Consider the following 13411-nt stretch of genomic DNA (forward strand, 5'->3'; position numbering starts at 1 on the left):
TGATCCATTATTTGATGCGCAATTATCGCATCACCAAGCAAATTTATGCCAACTATGCGCTCAATCCGCGCGTCGTCCGCTCTACACTTGCATGGTCCCAACCACAGCGTGCCGAGCCTGATCATGTCCACCGTCGTCACCGCGAAACTGCAGGAGCAGTTCGACGCGGGCCTCGAAACCCGCGCCGATATCACCATCGACCAGCCGCTGCAGCGCTACGGCCAGGTCGACCACGCGGTGTGGAAGCAGCTCTATGCGCGCCAGTCGGCGCTGCTGCGCGGCCGCGCGTGCGACGCGTTCGTCGCCGGGCTCGGCAAGATCGAGCTGCCGGCCGATCGCGTGCCGTCGTTCGCCGACGTGAATCGCCAGTTGAAGCCCGCGACCGGCTGGGAAATCGTCGCGGTGCCCGGCCTCGTGCCAGACCGCGTGTTCTTCGCGCATCTCGCGAACCGGCGTTTCCCGGTCACCTGGTGGATGCGCCGTCCCGACCAGCTCGACTACCTGCAGGAACCCGACTGCTTCCACGACCTGTTCGGCCACGTGCCGCTGCTGATCGATCCGGTGTTCGCCGACTACATGCAGGCGTACGGCCGCACCGCGCTCGCGGTCGCCGACGACGAAGCGGCGCTGGCGCGGCTCGCGCGCCTCTATTGGTATACGGTGGAATTCGGGCTGATCCGCGACCCGCGCGGCACGAACGGGCTGTCGATCTACGGCGCCGGGATCGTGTCGAGCAAGGGCGAAAGCCTGTACAGCCTCGAAAGCGCGGCGCCGAACCGGCTCGGGTTCGACCTGGAGCGCGTGATGCGCACGAAGTACCGGATCGACACGTTCCAGAAGACCTACTTCGTGATCGACGATTTCGCGCAGCTGTTCGCGCTCGCCGACGTCGATGGCCGCGCGCTGGCCGACCGGCTCGCGGGGTTGCCCGAATTCGCGGCCGGCGCGGTGCTCGACACCGATCGTGTGCTGCATCGCGGCACGGGCGAAGGGTGGCCCGACGACGCCGACGCGTAACGCGCGGGGCGCCGCGGCACGGGGTGCCGACGACCGTCGGCCGGCCGCCCGTCGCCCTTTCCGCAACTATGGAACAATGAACGATGCCGGCTTCGCCGCGCGGCGCAGCCGCGCGCGAGCGCCGTTACCGAACGAGAGGTGCAAGATGATCCACAAGCTCACATCCGAAGAACGCAAGACCCGGCTCGAAGGCCTGCCGCAGTGGACGGCCGTGCCGGGCCGCGACGCGATCCAGCGCCGCCTGCGCTTCGCCGATTTCAACGAGGCATTCGGCTTCATGACGCGTGTCGCGATCAAGGCGCAGGAGATGAACCACCATCCGGAATGGTTCAACGTGTACAACCGCGTCGACGTCACGCTGTCGACCCACGACGCCGACGGCCTGACCGAACGCGACATCGAACTCGCGCGGTTCATCGACGGCGCCGCCGCGCACGCGCAACCGGGCGCCTGAGTCCCGCCTCCGCCGCCGCGCGCCTTCCGGTGCGCGGCGCGTCAACTTTTCATTTCGCTGAACGTTTTCTAGGATGTACTCAGCGAAAGCCTTCAGCTTTCCAAGCCATCCTTAAGGCGCACGTAAGTCTCGTACGCTTTCCTCGCCTTGGGGTCCAATCCTTCCAGTTGCAGCGCGCTTTCGCGCTGTACAATCAGCAGCGCATACGGCTTGGAGAGCGCGCTGGCCTCTTCGCAGAGTTTGAGTTCGTCGCCGCTCGACGGCGAGCGGGCGCGCCAGAAATTGATCGCGGCTTCGAGGTCGTGGATCGAAATATCGGACATGATTGGATTTAATCGTTCGCTGGCCGCCATGCTTGATGTCAGGCGATGCGGCGTTCCTGTGGAAACGGCTTCGTGCTGTCCGCGTGCCTGAACCGCCAACCCATTGTACTTGAGCGAACTTCATGCGACTCCTTCTGATCGAAGACGACCGCCCCATCGCACGCGGTATCCAGAGCAGCCTCGAGCAGGCTGGCTTCACCGTCGACATGGTGCATGACGGCATCTTTGCCGAACAGGCGCTGGCACAGAACCGCCACGAACTCGTGATCCTCGACCTCGGCCTGCCGGGCATCGACGGCATGACGCTGCTCACGCGCTTTCGCCAGACCAACCGCCACACGCCCGTGATCGTGCTGACCGCCCGCGACGAGTTGAACGACCGGATCCAGGGCCTGAACTCCGGCGCCGACGATTACATGCTCAAGCCGTTCGAGCCGGCCGAGCTCGAGGCGCGCATCCGCGCGGTGATGCGCCGCAGCGGCCCGCACAGCGACATGCCGCGTCCCGAAGTGTCGCTCGGCGGCGTCCGCCTGTCGGGCGTCGACCGCCGCATCTTCAACGACGACAAGCCGCTCGAACTGTCGCCGCGCGAATTCGCGGTGCTGGAAATGCTGCTGCTGCGTCACGGCCGCGTCGTCAGCAAGGCGCAGTTGCAGGATCACCTCACGCACTTCGGCGGCGATCTCGGCGACACCGCGATCGAAGTCTACGTACACCGCGTCCGCAAGAAACTCGAGCAGTGCCGCGTCGAAATCGTCACGGTCCGCGGCTTCGGCTACCTGCTGCAGGAAATCCGCCAGACGGCGAGCGTCTGAGCTGAGCGACGCCGCGCCGGCCGGCCGCGTGCCGCCGGCGCCATGCATGCCGCTTCGCGTTGCCGTTCCCGGCGCACGACCGCGCCGCTCCCCGTGAGCGGCGCTTATCCCTTTGCCCGTCGAAATGTCTTCTGATCCGGCTGTGACCACCAGCCTGCGCCGCTCGCTGCTCCGGCGCCTCGCCGCCCCGCTGTCGATGCTCGCGCTGATGAGCGGCCTGATCGCCTACTGGCTCGCGTGGCAATACACGCAGCACGTGATCGACCGCTCGCTCGCCGACCTCGCGACCGCCATCTCCAAGCAGATCCAGATCGCCGGCCCCGACGCGCCGTTCACGGTGCCGCCGCTCGCGCAGGCGATGTTCTCGGATCCGGCCGAAGCGCTGATCTACCGGATCAGCGACGGCGAGGAGGAACTCGCCGGCGATCCGAAGCTGCCGCTGCAGGGCATCAACGTGCGCCGGATGCATCACGCGTACGTGTTCGAGGCCGAATACGACAACCGCGCGGTGCGGGTCGCGCAGGTGCGCGTCGACAACGTCGAGGGCGGCCGGCCGATGGTCGTCGAAGTCGCGCAGCCGGTGCGGCACCGCTACCGGATCGCGGCCGAATTCCTCGTCGCGATCATGATGCCGCTCCTCTTGCTGCTGCTCGCGGGCTGGGGCATCGTGTGGCGCGTCGTGAACCAGCAGCTGGGCCCGCTCACGCATCTCGCCGATTCGCTGAACCGGCAAACCCACACGTCGCTGGAACCGGTCGACGAAACCGATGTGCCGCTGGAGATCCGGCCGCTGACAAGCGCGATGAACGCGCTGCTCGGCCGCCTGAAAACCGCGCTCGACGCACAGCGCAAGTTCATCGCCGATGCCGCCCACCAGTTGCGCACGCCGCTCACCGCGGTGAAGCTGCATGCCGAGCAGGCGGCCGTCGCGCGCGACCCGCAGCAGACCTTCGCCGCGGTGCGCGAGTTGCGCGCGGCCGCCGACCGCGCGGTACGGTTGTCCAATCAGTTGCTGTCGCTCGCGCGGGCCGAGCCGGGCGAACAGGCCGCGCGCTTCGTCGACGTCGATCTCGCGGCGATGGCGTTCGAGACCGGCGCCGAATGGGTGCCGCGCGCGCTCGCATCGCACGTCGACCTCGGCTTCCAGCGCAGCGACGAGCCGGGCGACGACGAGAAGCTGATCGTGCGCGGCAACCCGGTGCTGCTGCGCGAGGTGATCGCGAACCTGCTCGACAATGCGCTGAAGTACGTGCCGCTCGCGCGGCCGGACGGCGCGCGGATCACGGTGAACGTCGCGCGCGCCGCGCTCGAGGACCGCCAGCCGGCCGCCGAGATCGTCGTCGAGGACAACGGCCCCGGCGTGCCCGCGAACCAGCAGGCCGACCTGTTCAAGCGCTTCTTCCGCGGCGACGCGCAAAGCGGCAACGGTGTCGAAACAGGCGCCGGGCTGGGACTCGCGATCGTGCACGACATCATCGCGATGCACGGCGGCACCGTGTCGTACGAGGATGCACCGGAAGGCGGCTCGCGCTTCGTAGTGCGCGTGCCGCTCGCTACGCGTACGGAAAAGCCGGCCAGCGAAACGCCGGCTGCGGCGCCGACGCACTGAACGGCCACCGACCGAGTCGCGGCGGGCAATCGCTGGCCCGTCGACCCGAGGCGCCCCACCAGAACAGGAACGGAAAGACGGAAAGCGAATGACGGCCGCCACGACGCGGCAGCCGTCGGCTGAGCGACAGCGGCAGCGCGCGATGCGCTGCCGCCTGCATCACTTCTTGTTCTTCTTGTCCTTCGAACCGGACGCAGGCTTGCCGTCCTTCTTGTCCTTCTTCTTTTTCTTCTTCCCGCCTTCGTCGGACGTCGCGAGCAACGTGCCGCGGCACGACGCCGCACCGCAGTGGCACGCGTATTCGCGCTTGAGCTTCTTCGTCAGCTTCGCGTCGATCACGAGGCCGTAGTCGTAGAACAGCTCTTCTTCCGGGCTGATGTCGCGCAGCGCGTGGATGTACACGCGGCCTTTGACCTCCTCGGCCTCGCAGTTCGGCGCGCACGAATGGTTGATCCAGCGCGCGCTGTTGCCGTCGACCTTGCCGTCGATCACGCCGCCTTCGTCGAGTGCGAAGTAGAACGTATGATTCGGCTCGCTCGGGTCGTGCGGATGGCGGCGCAGCGCTTCCTTCCACGAGATTCGCTCGCCCTTGTATTCCACTACGCGTTCGCCGGCCTTGATCGGCGCCACGGCGAACACGCCCTTGCCGTGTACTCCCGAGCGGCGCACCGCGATCCTGCGTGAACTCATCGAACCAATCCTTGTGAAGACGACTTGAACGGAAGCGACCGCGATCGCGGCCGGGCGCCGCGCCAAACGAAAACGCGGCACCGGTCGGTGCCGCGTCGGGTCATGCGGCGAATCATCCGCATCCTACACGTTCAAGATTGCTTCGTTCAACATCGCGCGCAATATTGCGCGATGCGCTCAGCGCTGGCCGAACGAGACGTCGCCGAACAGCGCCTTGTGCTCGCGCGGCTGCGAACGCCAGTACTGCGGCGGCGCCGTCACCTGCGCGCCCAGCTCGGCCGCCGCATGCCACGGCCAGCGCGGGTCGTACAGCATCGCGCGCGCCATCGCGACGAAATCGGCATCGCCGGCCTCGATTAGCCGGTTCGCATGCTCGGGTTCGTTGATCAGGCCGACCGCGATCGTCGGCATGCCGACCGCCCGCTTCACGGCCTGCGCGAACGGCACCTGGTAGCCGGGCGACAACGGAATCTTCTGCAGCGGCGACACGCCGCCGGACGACACGTCGATCCAGTCGCAGCCGCGGCGCTTCAGTTCGTGCGCGAACGCAATCGTATCGTCGAGCTCCCACCCGCCTTCGACCCAGTCGGTCGCGGACACGCGCACGCCGACCGGCCGATCCTCCGGAAACGCGGCGCGCACGATCTCGAAGATCTCGAGCGGAAACCGCATCCGGTTCTCGCGCGAGCCGCCGTATTCGTCGGTGCGCCGGTTCGCGAGCGGCGACAGGAACTGATGCAGCAGGTAGCCGTGCGCCGCGTGCACTTCGATCGCATCGATACCGAGCCGTGCGGCCCGTCGGGCCGACGCCGCGAACGCTTCGCGGATGCGGTTCAGGCCCGCCGCATCGAGCGCGAGCGGCGGCGTCTCGCCGTCCTTGTGCGGCACGGGCGACGGGCCATGCGGCAGCCAGCCGCCGTCGGCAACCGGCACCAGCTGGCCACCCTCCCACGGCGCCGCGCTCGACGCCTTGCGCCCCGCATGCGACAACTGCATCGCGATGCGGATCGGCGAATGCTTGCGGATCGCGGCCAGCACCGGCTTCAGCGCGGCTTCGGTCACGTCGTCCCACAGGCCGAGGTCGCCCTGCGTGATGCGTCCGTCGGGTTCCACCGCGGTCGCTTCGATGCACAGCAGCCCGGCGCCCGACAGCGCGAGATGGCCGAGATGAATCATGTGCCAGTCGGTCGCTTCGCCGCGTTCGGCCGAGTACTGGCACATCGGGGAAATCACGATCCGGTTCGGAAGGGTCACGCCGCGCAGCGTGAACGGAGAAAACAGCGCAGTCATGGAAGCCGCTCGCCAGGAAAGGGAAAGAGCGGACGAGCGTAGCACGCACGCCTGAAGCGTGCAGACGGCGCGCTCGGCAGTAAGCGGATGGTCAGGTATGGCCGGCCGGACTCAGGCGGGGTGTGGAACAAACGAAATGGGCGATGGACGGCGATGCGCCGGCACGCGACGGACGCAGGCAGGCCCGCCTTTGCGGCGGGGCGGGGCCGCCCGCGACGTCAGAGTCCGACGCCGCCGAGCCACTCCGCGAACATGCTCCGGGCGGCCGTCTCGAGCGCGGGGCCGTGCTGCGCGGTATCGGTGCGCAACTGGCGCGCGTCGATACCGGGCGTCGCGGCGATTTCGCCGGCGTTCGCGATCAGCCACGGTTCGAAGCGATCGGTACGGATCTCGGGATGACATTGCAGCGCCAGCACGTGCTGCCCCCATGCGAATGCCTGATGGCGGCAAGCCGGCGTCGACGCGAGATGGATCGCACCGCCCGGCAGGTCGAACGTATCGCCATGCCAGTGCAGCATCGACGTCGTCGCGCCGTCGAGATGGCGCAGCGGCGACGCGCGGCCGGCGTCGGTGAGCGTCAGCGGCGCCCAGCCGAGCTCGTGCCGCGCGGCCGGATAGACGCGCGCGCCGAGGGCCCGCGCGATGAACTGCGCGCCGAGGCAGATGCCGAGGATCGGCAGCCCCGCGTCGATGCGCTGGCGCACGAGCGCCAGGAGCGGCGCGATCGTCGGATACTGCGCGTCGTCGTACACGCTGAGCGGCCCGCCGAGCACGACGAGCAGCGACGGCTCGAGCACGTCGAGGACTTCGACCCGCGACGATCCGACATCGACATAGCGCACCCGTCGACCGCGTTCGCCGAGCACCTGCTCGAAGCTTCCGAGATCCTCGAAATGCACGTGGCGGATCGCCACGACTTCAGCGTTCATCATCGGCCTCCCGGTCGATCGACGGACGTCAGCCTGCGAAAATCTTCCAGGTCTTCTTCTGCGTCGCCGCGTCGGCTTCTTCCTGCACCGAGCAGTCGAGACGCAGATCGCTGTCGGACATCGCGATGTCGAGCACCGCGCAGTGATGCACGGTCTTCTTCGACGGCTTGCCCGGCTGGAAATGCGTGCACGTCAGGCACATGCGCTGCGGCGGCGTCGCGCCGGCCACCTGCAGCTCGCGCAGCGTCTTCAGCAGCGCGCGATACAGCGTGCCCTGCTCGTCCGCGCCGAGCTTGCCGACCGCTTTCGTCAGGAATTCAGGCCATTGCAGCGCCTTCTTCGCGGCCGTGCGGCCACGCGCCGACAGGCGGACGGCCAGTGCCCTGCCGTCGTCCAGCGCACGGCGCTTCTCGACGAGCCCCTTCGTCTCGAGCGTGCTGACCGCATCGCTCGTGGTGGCCGCGGTGAGCTGCGTCTCGCGCGCGATCTCGCCGAGCCGCATCGGACCCTTGCGCTGCAGCAGCAGCACGAGAATCTCGCCTTGCGTCGGCGTGAGGCCAGCGCCTTCCGCCCAATCCCATGCCTCGCTCCGCATGGCCGTGCTCAACCGCAGCAGGCTGTGGGTCACACGTCCCGCAGCCTGGTTCCCGTAAACGCCTTCGCTCATAGTCTTTTCGCTTTGCCGCCGCCCGGATGGCCGAGCGGCCGTAGTGTGGAGATCGAATCTATCTCAAAACAGACGCCCTCTCTCGAGTGCGTCAGCACGGCCGTCGCGAGGCACACGCGGCGGTCGCGTTCGCGGCGACCGGAGAGACACGCATCGTTCCGGTGTCCGCAAAGCCGACATTCTAAGCGAGAGCGGAAAATCGCACAGCTAAGTTATCCCCCGCATGCTGTGGAAAATCGCTGGATAACCGGAATTTTTCGTTGTGCGCGCAATGTCGCGCGCCCGCGAAACGGGGTGTGCCGGTATTTTCCTGTTCGGATCGGCCATCGGCCGCGCGGGAATGATCCACCGGGTTATCCTGCCTGCAGAGCATTGACTTTGCAGCGGAATATCGGGTTATCCACAGATTTCGACGGCGCCTGCCAACGATTTCGGCGCGACAGGGCGCCGATAATCGTTCAGCGAATCGCGACGCGGTCGATCCTGCAATCTGCAAAACATTTTTTCACTCGCGCCAACGTAAGCACTGCTGCCGGACCGTCTCGTTCAGCGATTTTTCCTGTTTGAAAACGGTTCTCAACCACGATGCGTCGTTCACGCGCGCCTTCGCGAGCGCACCGATCTCGTCGAGCGCCGCGCGCGACCCGAGCGCGGCCGCATGCGGCGCGATCCGGTCGAGCGTATCGAGGATGTCCTCCGCGATCGTGCGGCGCTCGCCCGTCTGAGGATTCACGCAGGTACCCTCGAGCCCGAAACGGCACGCTTCGAAACGGTTGAACGTGTAGACCAGGTAATCGTCCTCCGACAGCTTCAGCGGCCGGTCGGTCAGCAGGTAGCGTGCGAGCGTCTGGATGTAGCAGGCGATCGCCGCCGCGCGGTCGACCGACAGCGGCGTGTCCATCACGCGCACCTCGATCGTGCCGTAGCCGGGCTTCGGCCGGATGTCCCAGTAGAAGTCCTTCATCGAGTTGACGACGCCGGTGTTCACCATCTTCGTGAAGTACTCCTCGAACGAGTCCCAGGTCAGCACGAACGGCGCGCGGCCCGACAGCGGGAACGCGAACACCGAATTCAGGCGTGCCGAATGGAAGCCCGTGTCGACGTTCTGCACGAACGGCGACGACGCGGACAGCGCGATGAAGTGCGGAATGAAGCGCGACATCGAGTGCAGCAGGAACAGCGCGCTGTCGGGATCGGGGCAGCCGATGTGCACGTGCTGGCCGAACACGGTGAACTGCTTCGCGAGATAGCCGTACAGCTCGGAGATGTACTGGAAGCGCGGCGCATCGTAGATCTGCCGGTCGCTCCATTGCTGGAACGCATGCGTGCCGCCGCCGGCCAGCCCGACGTTGAGCTGGTCGGCCGCCTTCACGAGCACGTCGCGGATCGCATGCAGTTCGCTAACGGCCTGCTCGTGCGAATGGCAGATGCCGGTCGACAGTTCGATCATGCTTTCGGTGATTTCCGGCGTGATGTTGCCGGGAAAGGTCTCGCCCTGGATCAGGCGCATCAGGTCGGACGCCGCTTTGGTCAGGTCGTAGTTGTGCGTGTTGACGACCTGGATCTCCAGTTCGACGCCGAACGTGAACGGTTCGGAATTGACGAAGGTTTCGAGTGCCATGGCAGGTTCCGGAATCAGTTGCCGTCGCTGCGTTCGCCGACCGCCGACAGGCAGCGATAGACGACGAACGGGGTGACGAGCTGCAGGATCACGATCGAGCACATCACGATCGCGCGCAGGTGCGGGTCGAAATTGGGATAGAGCTGGTAGGTATCGTCGACGAGCAGGTACGACAGCGCGGACATCGGCGTGAGCGCGATGCCGAGCGCGATGCCCTGCTTCATCCCGAGGCCGCTCGGCTTCGCGAACGCGACGACGCCGGCCAGCTTCGCGGCGAGCCGCGTGATGATCAGCACGATCGCGAGCAGCCCGCCGAGCGCGATGTCGCCCCACGTGAACGACGTGAGCGTCAGCACGAACAGCACCACCGTCAGCAGCCAGCCGGCCGTGCCGAAGTGCTCGGGCCACAGCTGCGGCCGCGCTTCGAGGTTCTTCACGATGATGCCGGCGAGCAGCAGCGTGAGCAGCGTCGACAGCTTCAGCGCCTGCGCGACGGCGATCGCGAGCATCACGAGCCCGAACAGCGCGACGAACGAATGCTCGTCGCGCATCGTCGCGGTCATGTGACGGAACAGGTAGTTGCACGAACGCGCGACGAGATACGCGACGATGAACGAACCGGCGAGCAGGTAGAGCGGTTGCAGGATCGTCGCGAAAACGTTGCCGTACGCTTCCTGGTGCAGCCAGCTCGTCACGAGCTTGGTCAGCACGATCGCGTACACGCTGTTGAGCGCGGTGAGCGTGATCAGGCGTTGCGACACCTGCCCTTCCGCGCGCAGTTCGGTCTTGAGCTGGATCACCATCGACGGCGACGTCGCGATCGCAATCGCCGACAGCACCAGCGCGACCATCCCCGATACGCCGAGCGCGAGCATCACGAACAGCACGAGCACGAACGTGAGCGTGGCTTCCGCGAGGCTGGACGCAACGAGCCACGGATTGCGCCGGATCCAGCGCAGGTCGAGGCGACTGCCGAGTTCGAACAGCAGCAGGCCGAGCGCGACGTCCATCAGCAGCCGCGAGGTTTCGTCGGTGCTGGTGTCGATCACGCCGAATCCGAACGAACCGGCGATCAGGCCGATCACGGCATAGCCGGTGATGCGCGGCAGGCGCCACGCGCGATAGCACAGCTCCCCGCACAGGCCGGCTGCGAACAGCGCGAGCCCGGCCCAGAACACGGCATCCGGCGCGAGCGGCCAGTTGGGCAGGAATGAGAACGCCGACTTCATCGTGGTGACTTCTCCTTTGGAAGCAACCGCCAGCGACGCGGGTCAAGCGACAGGAATGGATGCGCGCCGGCTGGGTATTGCCCCGAATGTGATTGTTGTGCTCGACGATGGCGGTACATGGGGTCCGCCTGTTCCGCCACAAGGCGGAACGTCGTTCAGGTTGCCGATCTGGATTGTCGGCCTGGTGTGTGAACGGACTGCGCAGTCTCGAAGATTCAGATTCGAAATCGTGCCGACCGTTCCATTGAAGCATGCCCGGCGCTTGGCCGAACGAACGCGAAGGAAACCGATTGTGCCACAGCTTTTTCGCTCCGGAACCGATTGAATCCACTCGAGGTGCTGTGCGGCACGGCAGGCCTTTGGTTTCAAAGGTTTACTTGTATATATACGTAGTAGAAGTTAACAAAGGGCGCACAGTTCTGTGGATAACTCCGGTTTACGCTGGCAGATCAAGGTGTTGGCGAAACCATAACCGGTTGCACAGGCTGTTCGCGCACAGCGGTTTGAGTTGAGCAACTTTCGGGCCGCATCACAGCCGTGCCGAGTTGCCCAGTTTACGTCCACTGTGATTGCACACGAAGTGCGCGCGGATTCCGCGCGGTTATCCACAGCGTCGCGTGGATAACCTTGCGCGGAACAATCGGGAGACTGTGACGGATGCGCGCGGCCGGTCAGCCGGTCGAACCGACGCGGCGGGCGCGCAGGGCGCGGATCAGGAAGCGGGCGGGATCGACCGCGTCGGCGAGTTCGCGCTCGAGCGGCCACGGCTCGCCTTCGAGTTGCGACGCGATCAGCTCGGCGCCGAGCGCAGCCCATACGAGGCCGCGCGAACCGAAGCCGAATGCGCCGTAGAGGCCCGGCGTGCGCGGCAGGTCGCGCGCCTGCGCACCGCCCAGCGCGCGTGCGTTCGCGGTGGCCTGCGCTTCGTCGGCGAGCGGGCCGACGAGCGGCAGACGGTCGCCGACGACCCAGCGGAACGCCACGCGGCCGCGCAGCGTGGCCGGATCCGGCAGCTCGCCGATCAGGCCCGGCAGCAGGTGCCGCACGCGCTCGAGGTTTTCGGCGTGGCCGGCCGCGCGCATCGCGGGATCAGTGTCGTCGGGTTCGAACGTGGCGCCGATCAGCAGCGTGCCGTCTTCGAGTGGCACCGCGTAACCGTCGCCGATCGCCGGGCACGGCAGCGGCGCCGTCGTGCCCGGCGGCAGCAGCGTGAGCTGGCCGCGTACCGGTTGCAGCGCGACATGCCGCAGCCCGGCAAGACGCGCGGCGTCGCCCGCGTTCGCGAGCACGACGACGGGTGCCTCGGCGAGCGTGGCGCCCGTATCGTCGAGCGCATGCCAGGTGTCGCCCCGCCGTTCGAGCCGTGCGACGCAGGTGGACGCGAGCAGGCGCACGCGCTCGCCGGCCGCCGCATATTGCGCGGCGCACAGCCCGGCCGGCCAGACGGCGCCGCCGTGCGGGAACAGCAGGCCGCCGTGTGCGACCGGCAGATTCAGATGCGCGCGCGCGGCATCGGCATCGAGCAGCGCCACGTAGTCGGACGGCGCGCCGAACGCATCGAAGGCGTCGCGCATTCGCGCGAAATCGTCGGCCGATTCGGCGAGATGGATCATCCCGCGCGTGCTGCGTGCGAATGCATGTCCTGCGTGTTCGAGTGCACGCCAGCGTGCGATCGCGTGCAGGAAGCCGCCGCGCGTGAGCCGGCTCGCGACGTTGTCGTCGCGCGTCATCAGCGGATGGAAAACCCCGGCCGGATTGCCCGACGCTTCGCTCGCGATCCGTTCGTGCCGCTCGATCAGCGTGACGTCCCAGCCGCGCGCGGCCAGACGTTCGACGACCGCGCAGCCGGCGAGGCCCGCGCCGATCACGATCGCGCGGCGCGCTGCAACGGGCAGCGCACGCGGCGGCTCGTGCCGGCGCGCGCGCCAGCGCGGCGCATATTCGCCGGCGAGACGATCGTCGATTTCGCGGAACGTGAAACCTGTGTCGCCGAGCGCGTGCTTCACGTCGTCGGACTTTGCATGTGTCGCAAACGTCGCGTGTTCGCCGGCGAGTTTCGCGAGTGCGCGGATCCCGTCGCTCGATACCGCGGCGCCGTCGAGAAAAAACGCATCGGCGCGCGCGACGAGCTTCTTCAACAGGTCGATCGCATCGCCGAACGCGAGTGTGAGCACCACGCGCCCTTCGTCGAATTCGAGCCGGTGCACGCCCGGTACCCGCATCGGCCATGCGTCGATCAACGCGTCGACGTCTGCCGATATGGTTGTGTCCGCAACCATGTGCGCAACCGCGCGGCGCAGGTCGTCGCGCGAGAACGGATGCGACTCGACCGCGACGACATGCAGCCGCTCGCAGCGCGCGGGATCGTCGCGCCACGCGGCCCACGCCGCAAGGAAGCCGGCGCCCGCGCCGAATTCGGTCGCGACGATCGTGAACGTCCGGCGGCGCTGCCAGCGCGCGGGCAGCCCGTTGCCGGAGACGAACGCGCGATGTGCGTGCGCGAGCGTGCCGGATGCGCCGCGATGAAGCTCGCCGAACTCGGGCGAAACGAGCGTGCCGTCGTCGCGAAGCGCGAGCGTGGCGTAAACAAGTCGGTCGGGCATGCGAAACAAAAAACGTGGCAGCCAAGCCTGGCAAGGGATTGCGGGAGGCCGTCCGGCCGGCCGTTGGAAAAGGGCAACGGGGCGGCGCATGGGCGGACCACGCTGCGTGTCCTGTCCGGTTGGCGCAGGTCAAAAAACGGGCAATCGACGATTCATTCGGCGAA

General features: G+C 67.0%; 12 protein-coding genes. 4 read left to right on the forward strand and 8 right to left on the reverse strand.

The window, feature by feature from the left end; genetic code table 11:
* The first annotated feature begins 123 nt into the window (after positions 1 to 123).
* Together phhA and A9Z05_RS15150 are read left to right on the forward strand one after the other, a co-directional pair.
* A complete protein-coding gene (gene phhA / locus A9Z05_RS15145) occupies positions 124 to 1017 on the forward strand; it encodes a phenylalanine 4-monooxygenase (RefSeq protein ID WP_069618794.1) in 894 nt (297 codons plus the stop codon).
* 76 nt (positions 1018 to 1093) lie between these two features.
* Positions 1094 to 1471, forward strand: coding sequence for a 4a-hydroxytetrahydrobiopterin dehydratase (locus A9Z05_RS15150; protein WP_256122001.1), 378 nt, complete (start codon positions 1094 to 1096; stop codon positions 1469 to 1471).
* A 92-nt stretch (positions 1472 to 1563) separates the two neighbouring features.
* On the opposite strand, the gene A9Z05_RS15155 is transcribed toward A9Z05_RS15150, so the two are convergent.
* Positions 1564 to 1794, reverse strand: a complete 231-nt coding sequence (locus tag A9Z05_RS15155; protein WP_006401493.1) for a DUF3717 domain-containing protein — start codon at positions 1792 to 1794, stop codon at positions 1564 to 1566.
* Between the two features lie 122 nt (positions 1795 to 1916).
* Between A9Z05_RS15155 and A9Z05_RS15160 the strand changes: the two genes are divergently transcribed.
* A complete protein-coding gene (locus A9Z05_RS15160) occupies positions 1917 to 2609 on the forward strand; it encodes a response regulator transcription factor (RefSeq protein WP_006401494.1) in 693 nt (230 codons plus the stop codon).
* A 124-nt stretch (positions 2610 to 2733) separates the two neighbouring features.
* A complete protein-coding gene (locus tag A9Z05_RS15165; protein WP_069618841.1) occupies positions 2734 to 4218 on the forward strand; it encodes a sensor histidine kinase in 1485 nt (494 codons plus the stop codon).
* A 159-nt stretch (positions 4219 to 4377) separates the two neighbouring features.
* Here A9Z05_RS15165 and A9Z05_RS15170 read toward each other — a convergent pair whose 3' ends face one another.
* The 7 genes from A9Z05_RS15170 to mnmC form a co-directional block, all read right to left on the reverse strand.
* Positions 4378 to 4908 carry an SET domain-containing protein gene (locus A9Z05_RS15170; protein ID WP_069618795.1) on the reverse strand — a complete coding sequence of 177 codons (531 nt, stop codon included), beginning with the start codon at positions 4906 to 4908 and terminating at the stop codon, positions 4378 to 4380.
* Between the two features lie 177 nt (positions 4909 to 5085).
* Positions 5086 to 6198, reverse strand: coding sequence for an NADH:flavin oxidoreductase/NADH oxidase (locus tag A9Z05_RS15175; protein ID WP_069618796.1), 1113 nt, complete (start codon positions 6196 to 6198; stop codon positions 5086 to 5088).
* A gap of 218 nt (positions 6199 to 6416) precedes the next feature.
* The gene (locus A9Z05_RS15180) at positions 6417 to 7127 is read right to left on the reverse strand and encodes a glutamine amidotransferase (RefSeq protein ID WP_069618842.1); all 711 of its coding nucleotides are present in this window, start codon (positions 7125 to 7127) and stop codon (positions 6417 to 6419) included.
* Between the two features lie 28 nt (positions 7128 to 7155).
* Positions 7156 to 7794, reverse strand: coding sequence for a MarR family winged helix-turn-helix transcriptional regulator (locus A9Z05_RS15185; RefSeq protein WP_043887672.1), 639 nt, complete (start codon positions 7792 to 7794; stop codon positions 7156 to 7158).
* A gap of 505 nt (positions 7795 to 8299) precedes the next feature.
* Positions 8300 to 9415 (reverse strand): YbdK family carboxylate-amine ligase, encoded by a 1116-nt coding sequence (locus tag A9Z05_RS15190; RefSeq protein WP_006490006.1) that lies wholly within the window; start codon positions 9413 to 9415, stop codon positions 8300 to 8302.
* A gap of 14 nt (positions 9416 to 9429) precedes the next feature.
* A complete protein-coding gene (locus A9Z05_RS15195; protein WP_069618797.1) occupies positions 9430 to 10644 on the reverse strand; it encodes a cation:proton antiporter in 1215 nt (404 codons plus the stop codon).
* Between the two features lie 671 nt (positions 10645 to 11315).
* Positions 11316 to 13247, reverse strand: coding sequence for a bifunctional tRNA (5-methylaminomethyl-2-thiouridine)(34)-methyltransferase MnmD/FAD-dependent 5-carboxymethylaminomethyl-2-thiouridine(34) oxidoreductase MnmC (gene mnmC / locus A9Z05_RS15200; RefSeq protein WP_069618798.1), 1932 nt, complete (start codon positions 13245 to 13247; stop codon positions 11316 to 11318).
* Positions 13248 to 13411: the final 164 nt, after the last annotated feature.

It is taken from the genome of Burkholderia sp. A2, assembly GCF_001729305.1.
In the GTDB taxonomy this organism is placed as follows: domain Bacteria; phylum Pseudomonadota; class Gammaproteobacteria; order Burkholderiales; family Burkholderiaceae; genus Burkholderia; species Burkholderia sola.

Coding starts and splice junctions, on each gene's coding strand:
- phhA (WP_069618794.1), top strand. CDS start 124: ATGTCCACCGTCGTCACCGCGAAACTGCAGGAGCAGTTCGACGCGGGC.
- A9Z05_RS15150 (WP_256122001.1), top strand. CDS start 1,094: ATGAACGATGCCGGCTTCGCCGCGCGGCGCAGCCGCGCGCGAGCGCCG.
- A9Z05_RS15155 (WP_006401493.1), bottom strand. CDS start 1,794: ATGTCCGATATTTCGATCCACGACCTCGAAGCCGCGATCAATTTCTGG.
- A9Z05_RS15160 (WP_006401494.1), top strand. CDS start 1,917: ATGCGACTCCTTCTGATCGAAGACGACCGCCCCATCGCACGCGGTATC.
- A9Z05_RS15165 (WP_069618841.1), top strand. CDS start 2,734: ATGTCTTCTGATCCGGCTGTGACCACCAGCCTGCGCCGCTCGCTGCTC.
- A9Z05_RS15170 (WP_069618795.1), bottom strand. CDS start 4,908: ATGAGTTCACGCAGGATCGCGGTGCGCCGCTCGGGAGTACACGGCAAG.
- A9Z05_RS15175 (WP_069618796.1), bottom strand. CDS start 6,198: ATGACTGCGCTGTTTTCTCCGTTCACGCTGCGCGGCGTGACCCTTCCG.
- A9Z05_RS15180 (WP_069618842.1), bottom strand. CDS start 7,127: ATGAACGCTGAAGTCGTGGCGATCCGCCACGTGCATTTCGAGGATCTC.
- A9Z05_RS15185 (WP_043887672.1), bottom strand. CDS start 7,794: ATGAGCGAAGGCGTTTACGGGAACCAGGCTGCGGGACGTGTGACCCAC.
- A9Z05_RS15190 (WP_006490006.1), bottom strand. CDS start 9,415: ATGGCACTCGAAACCTTCGTCAATTCCGAACCGTTCACGTTCGGCGTC.
- A9Z05_RS15195 (WP_069618797.1), bottom strand. CDS start 10,644: ATGAAGTCGGCGTTCTCATTCCTGCCCAACTGGCCGCTCGCGCCGGAT.
- mnmC (WP_069618798.1), bottom strand. CDS start 13,247: ATGCCCGACCGACTTGTTTACGCCACGCTCGCGCTTCGCGACGACGGC.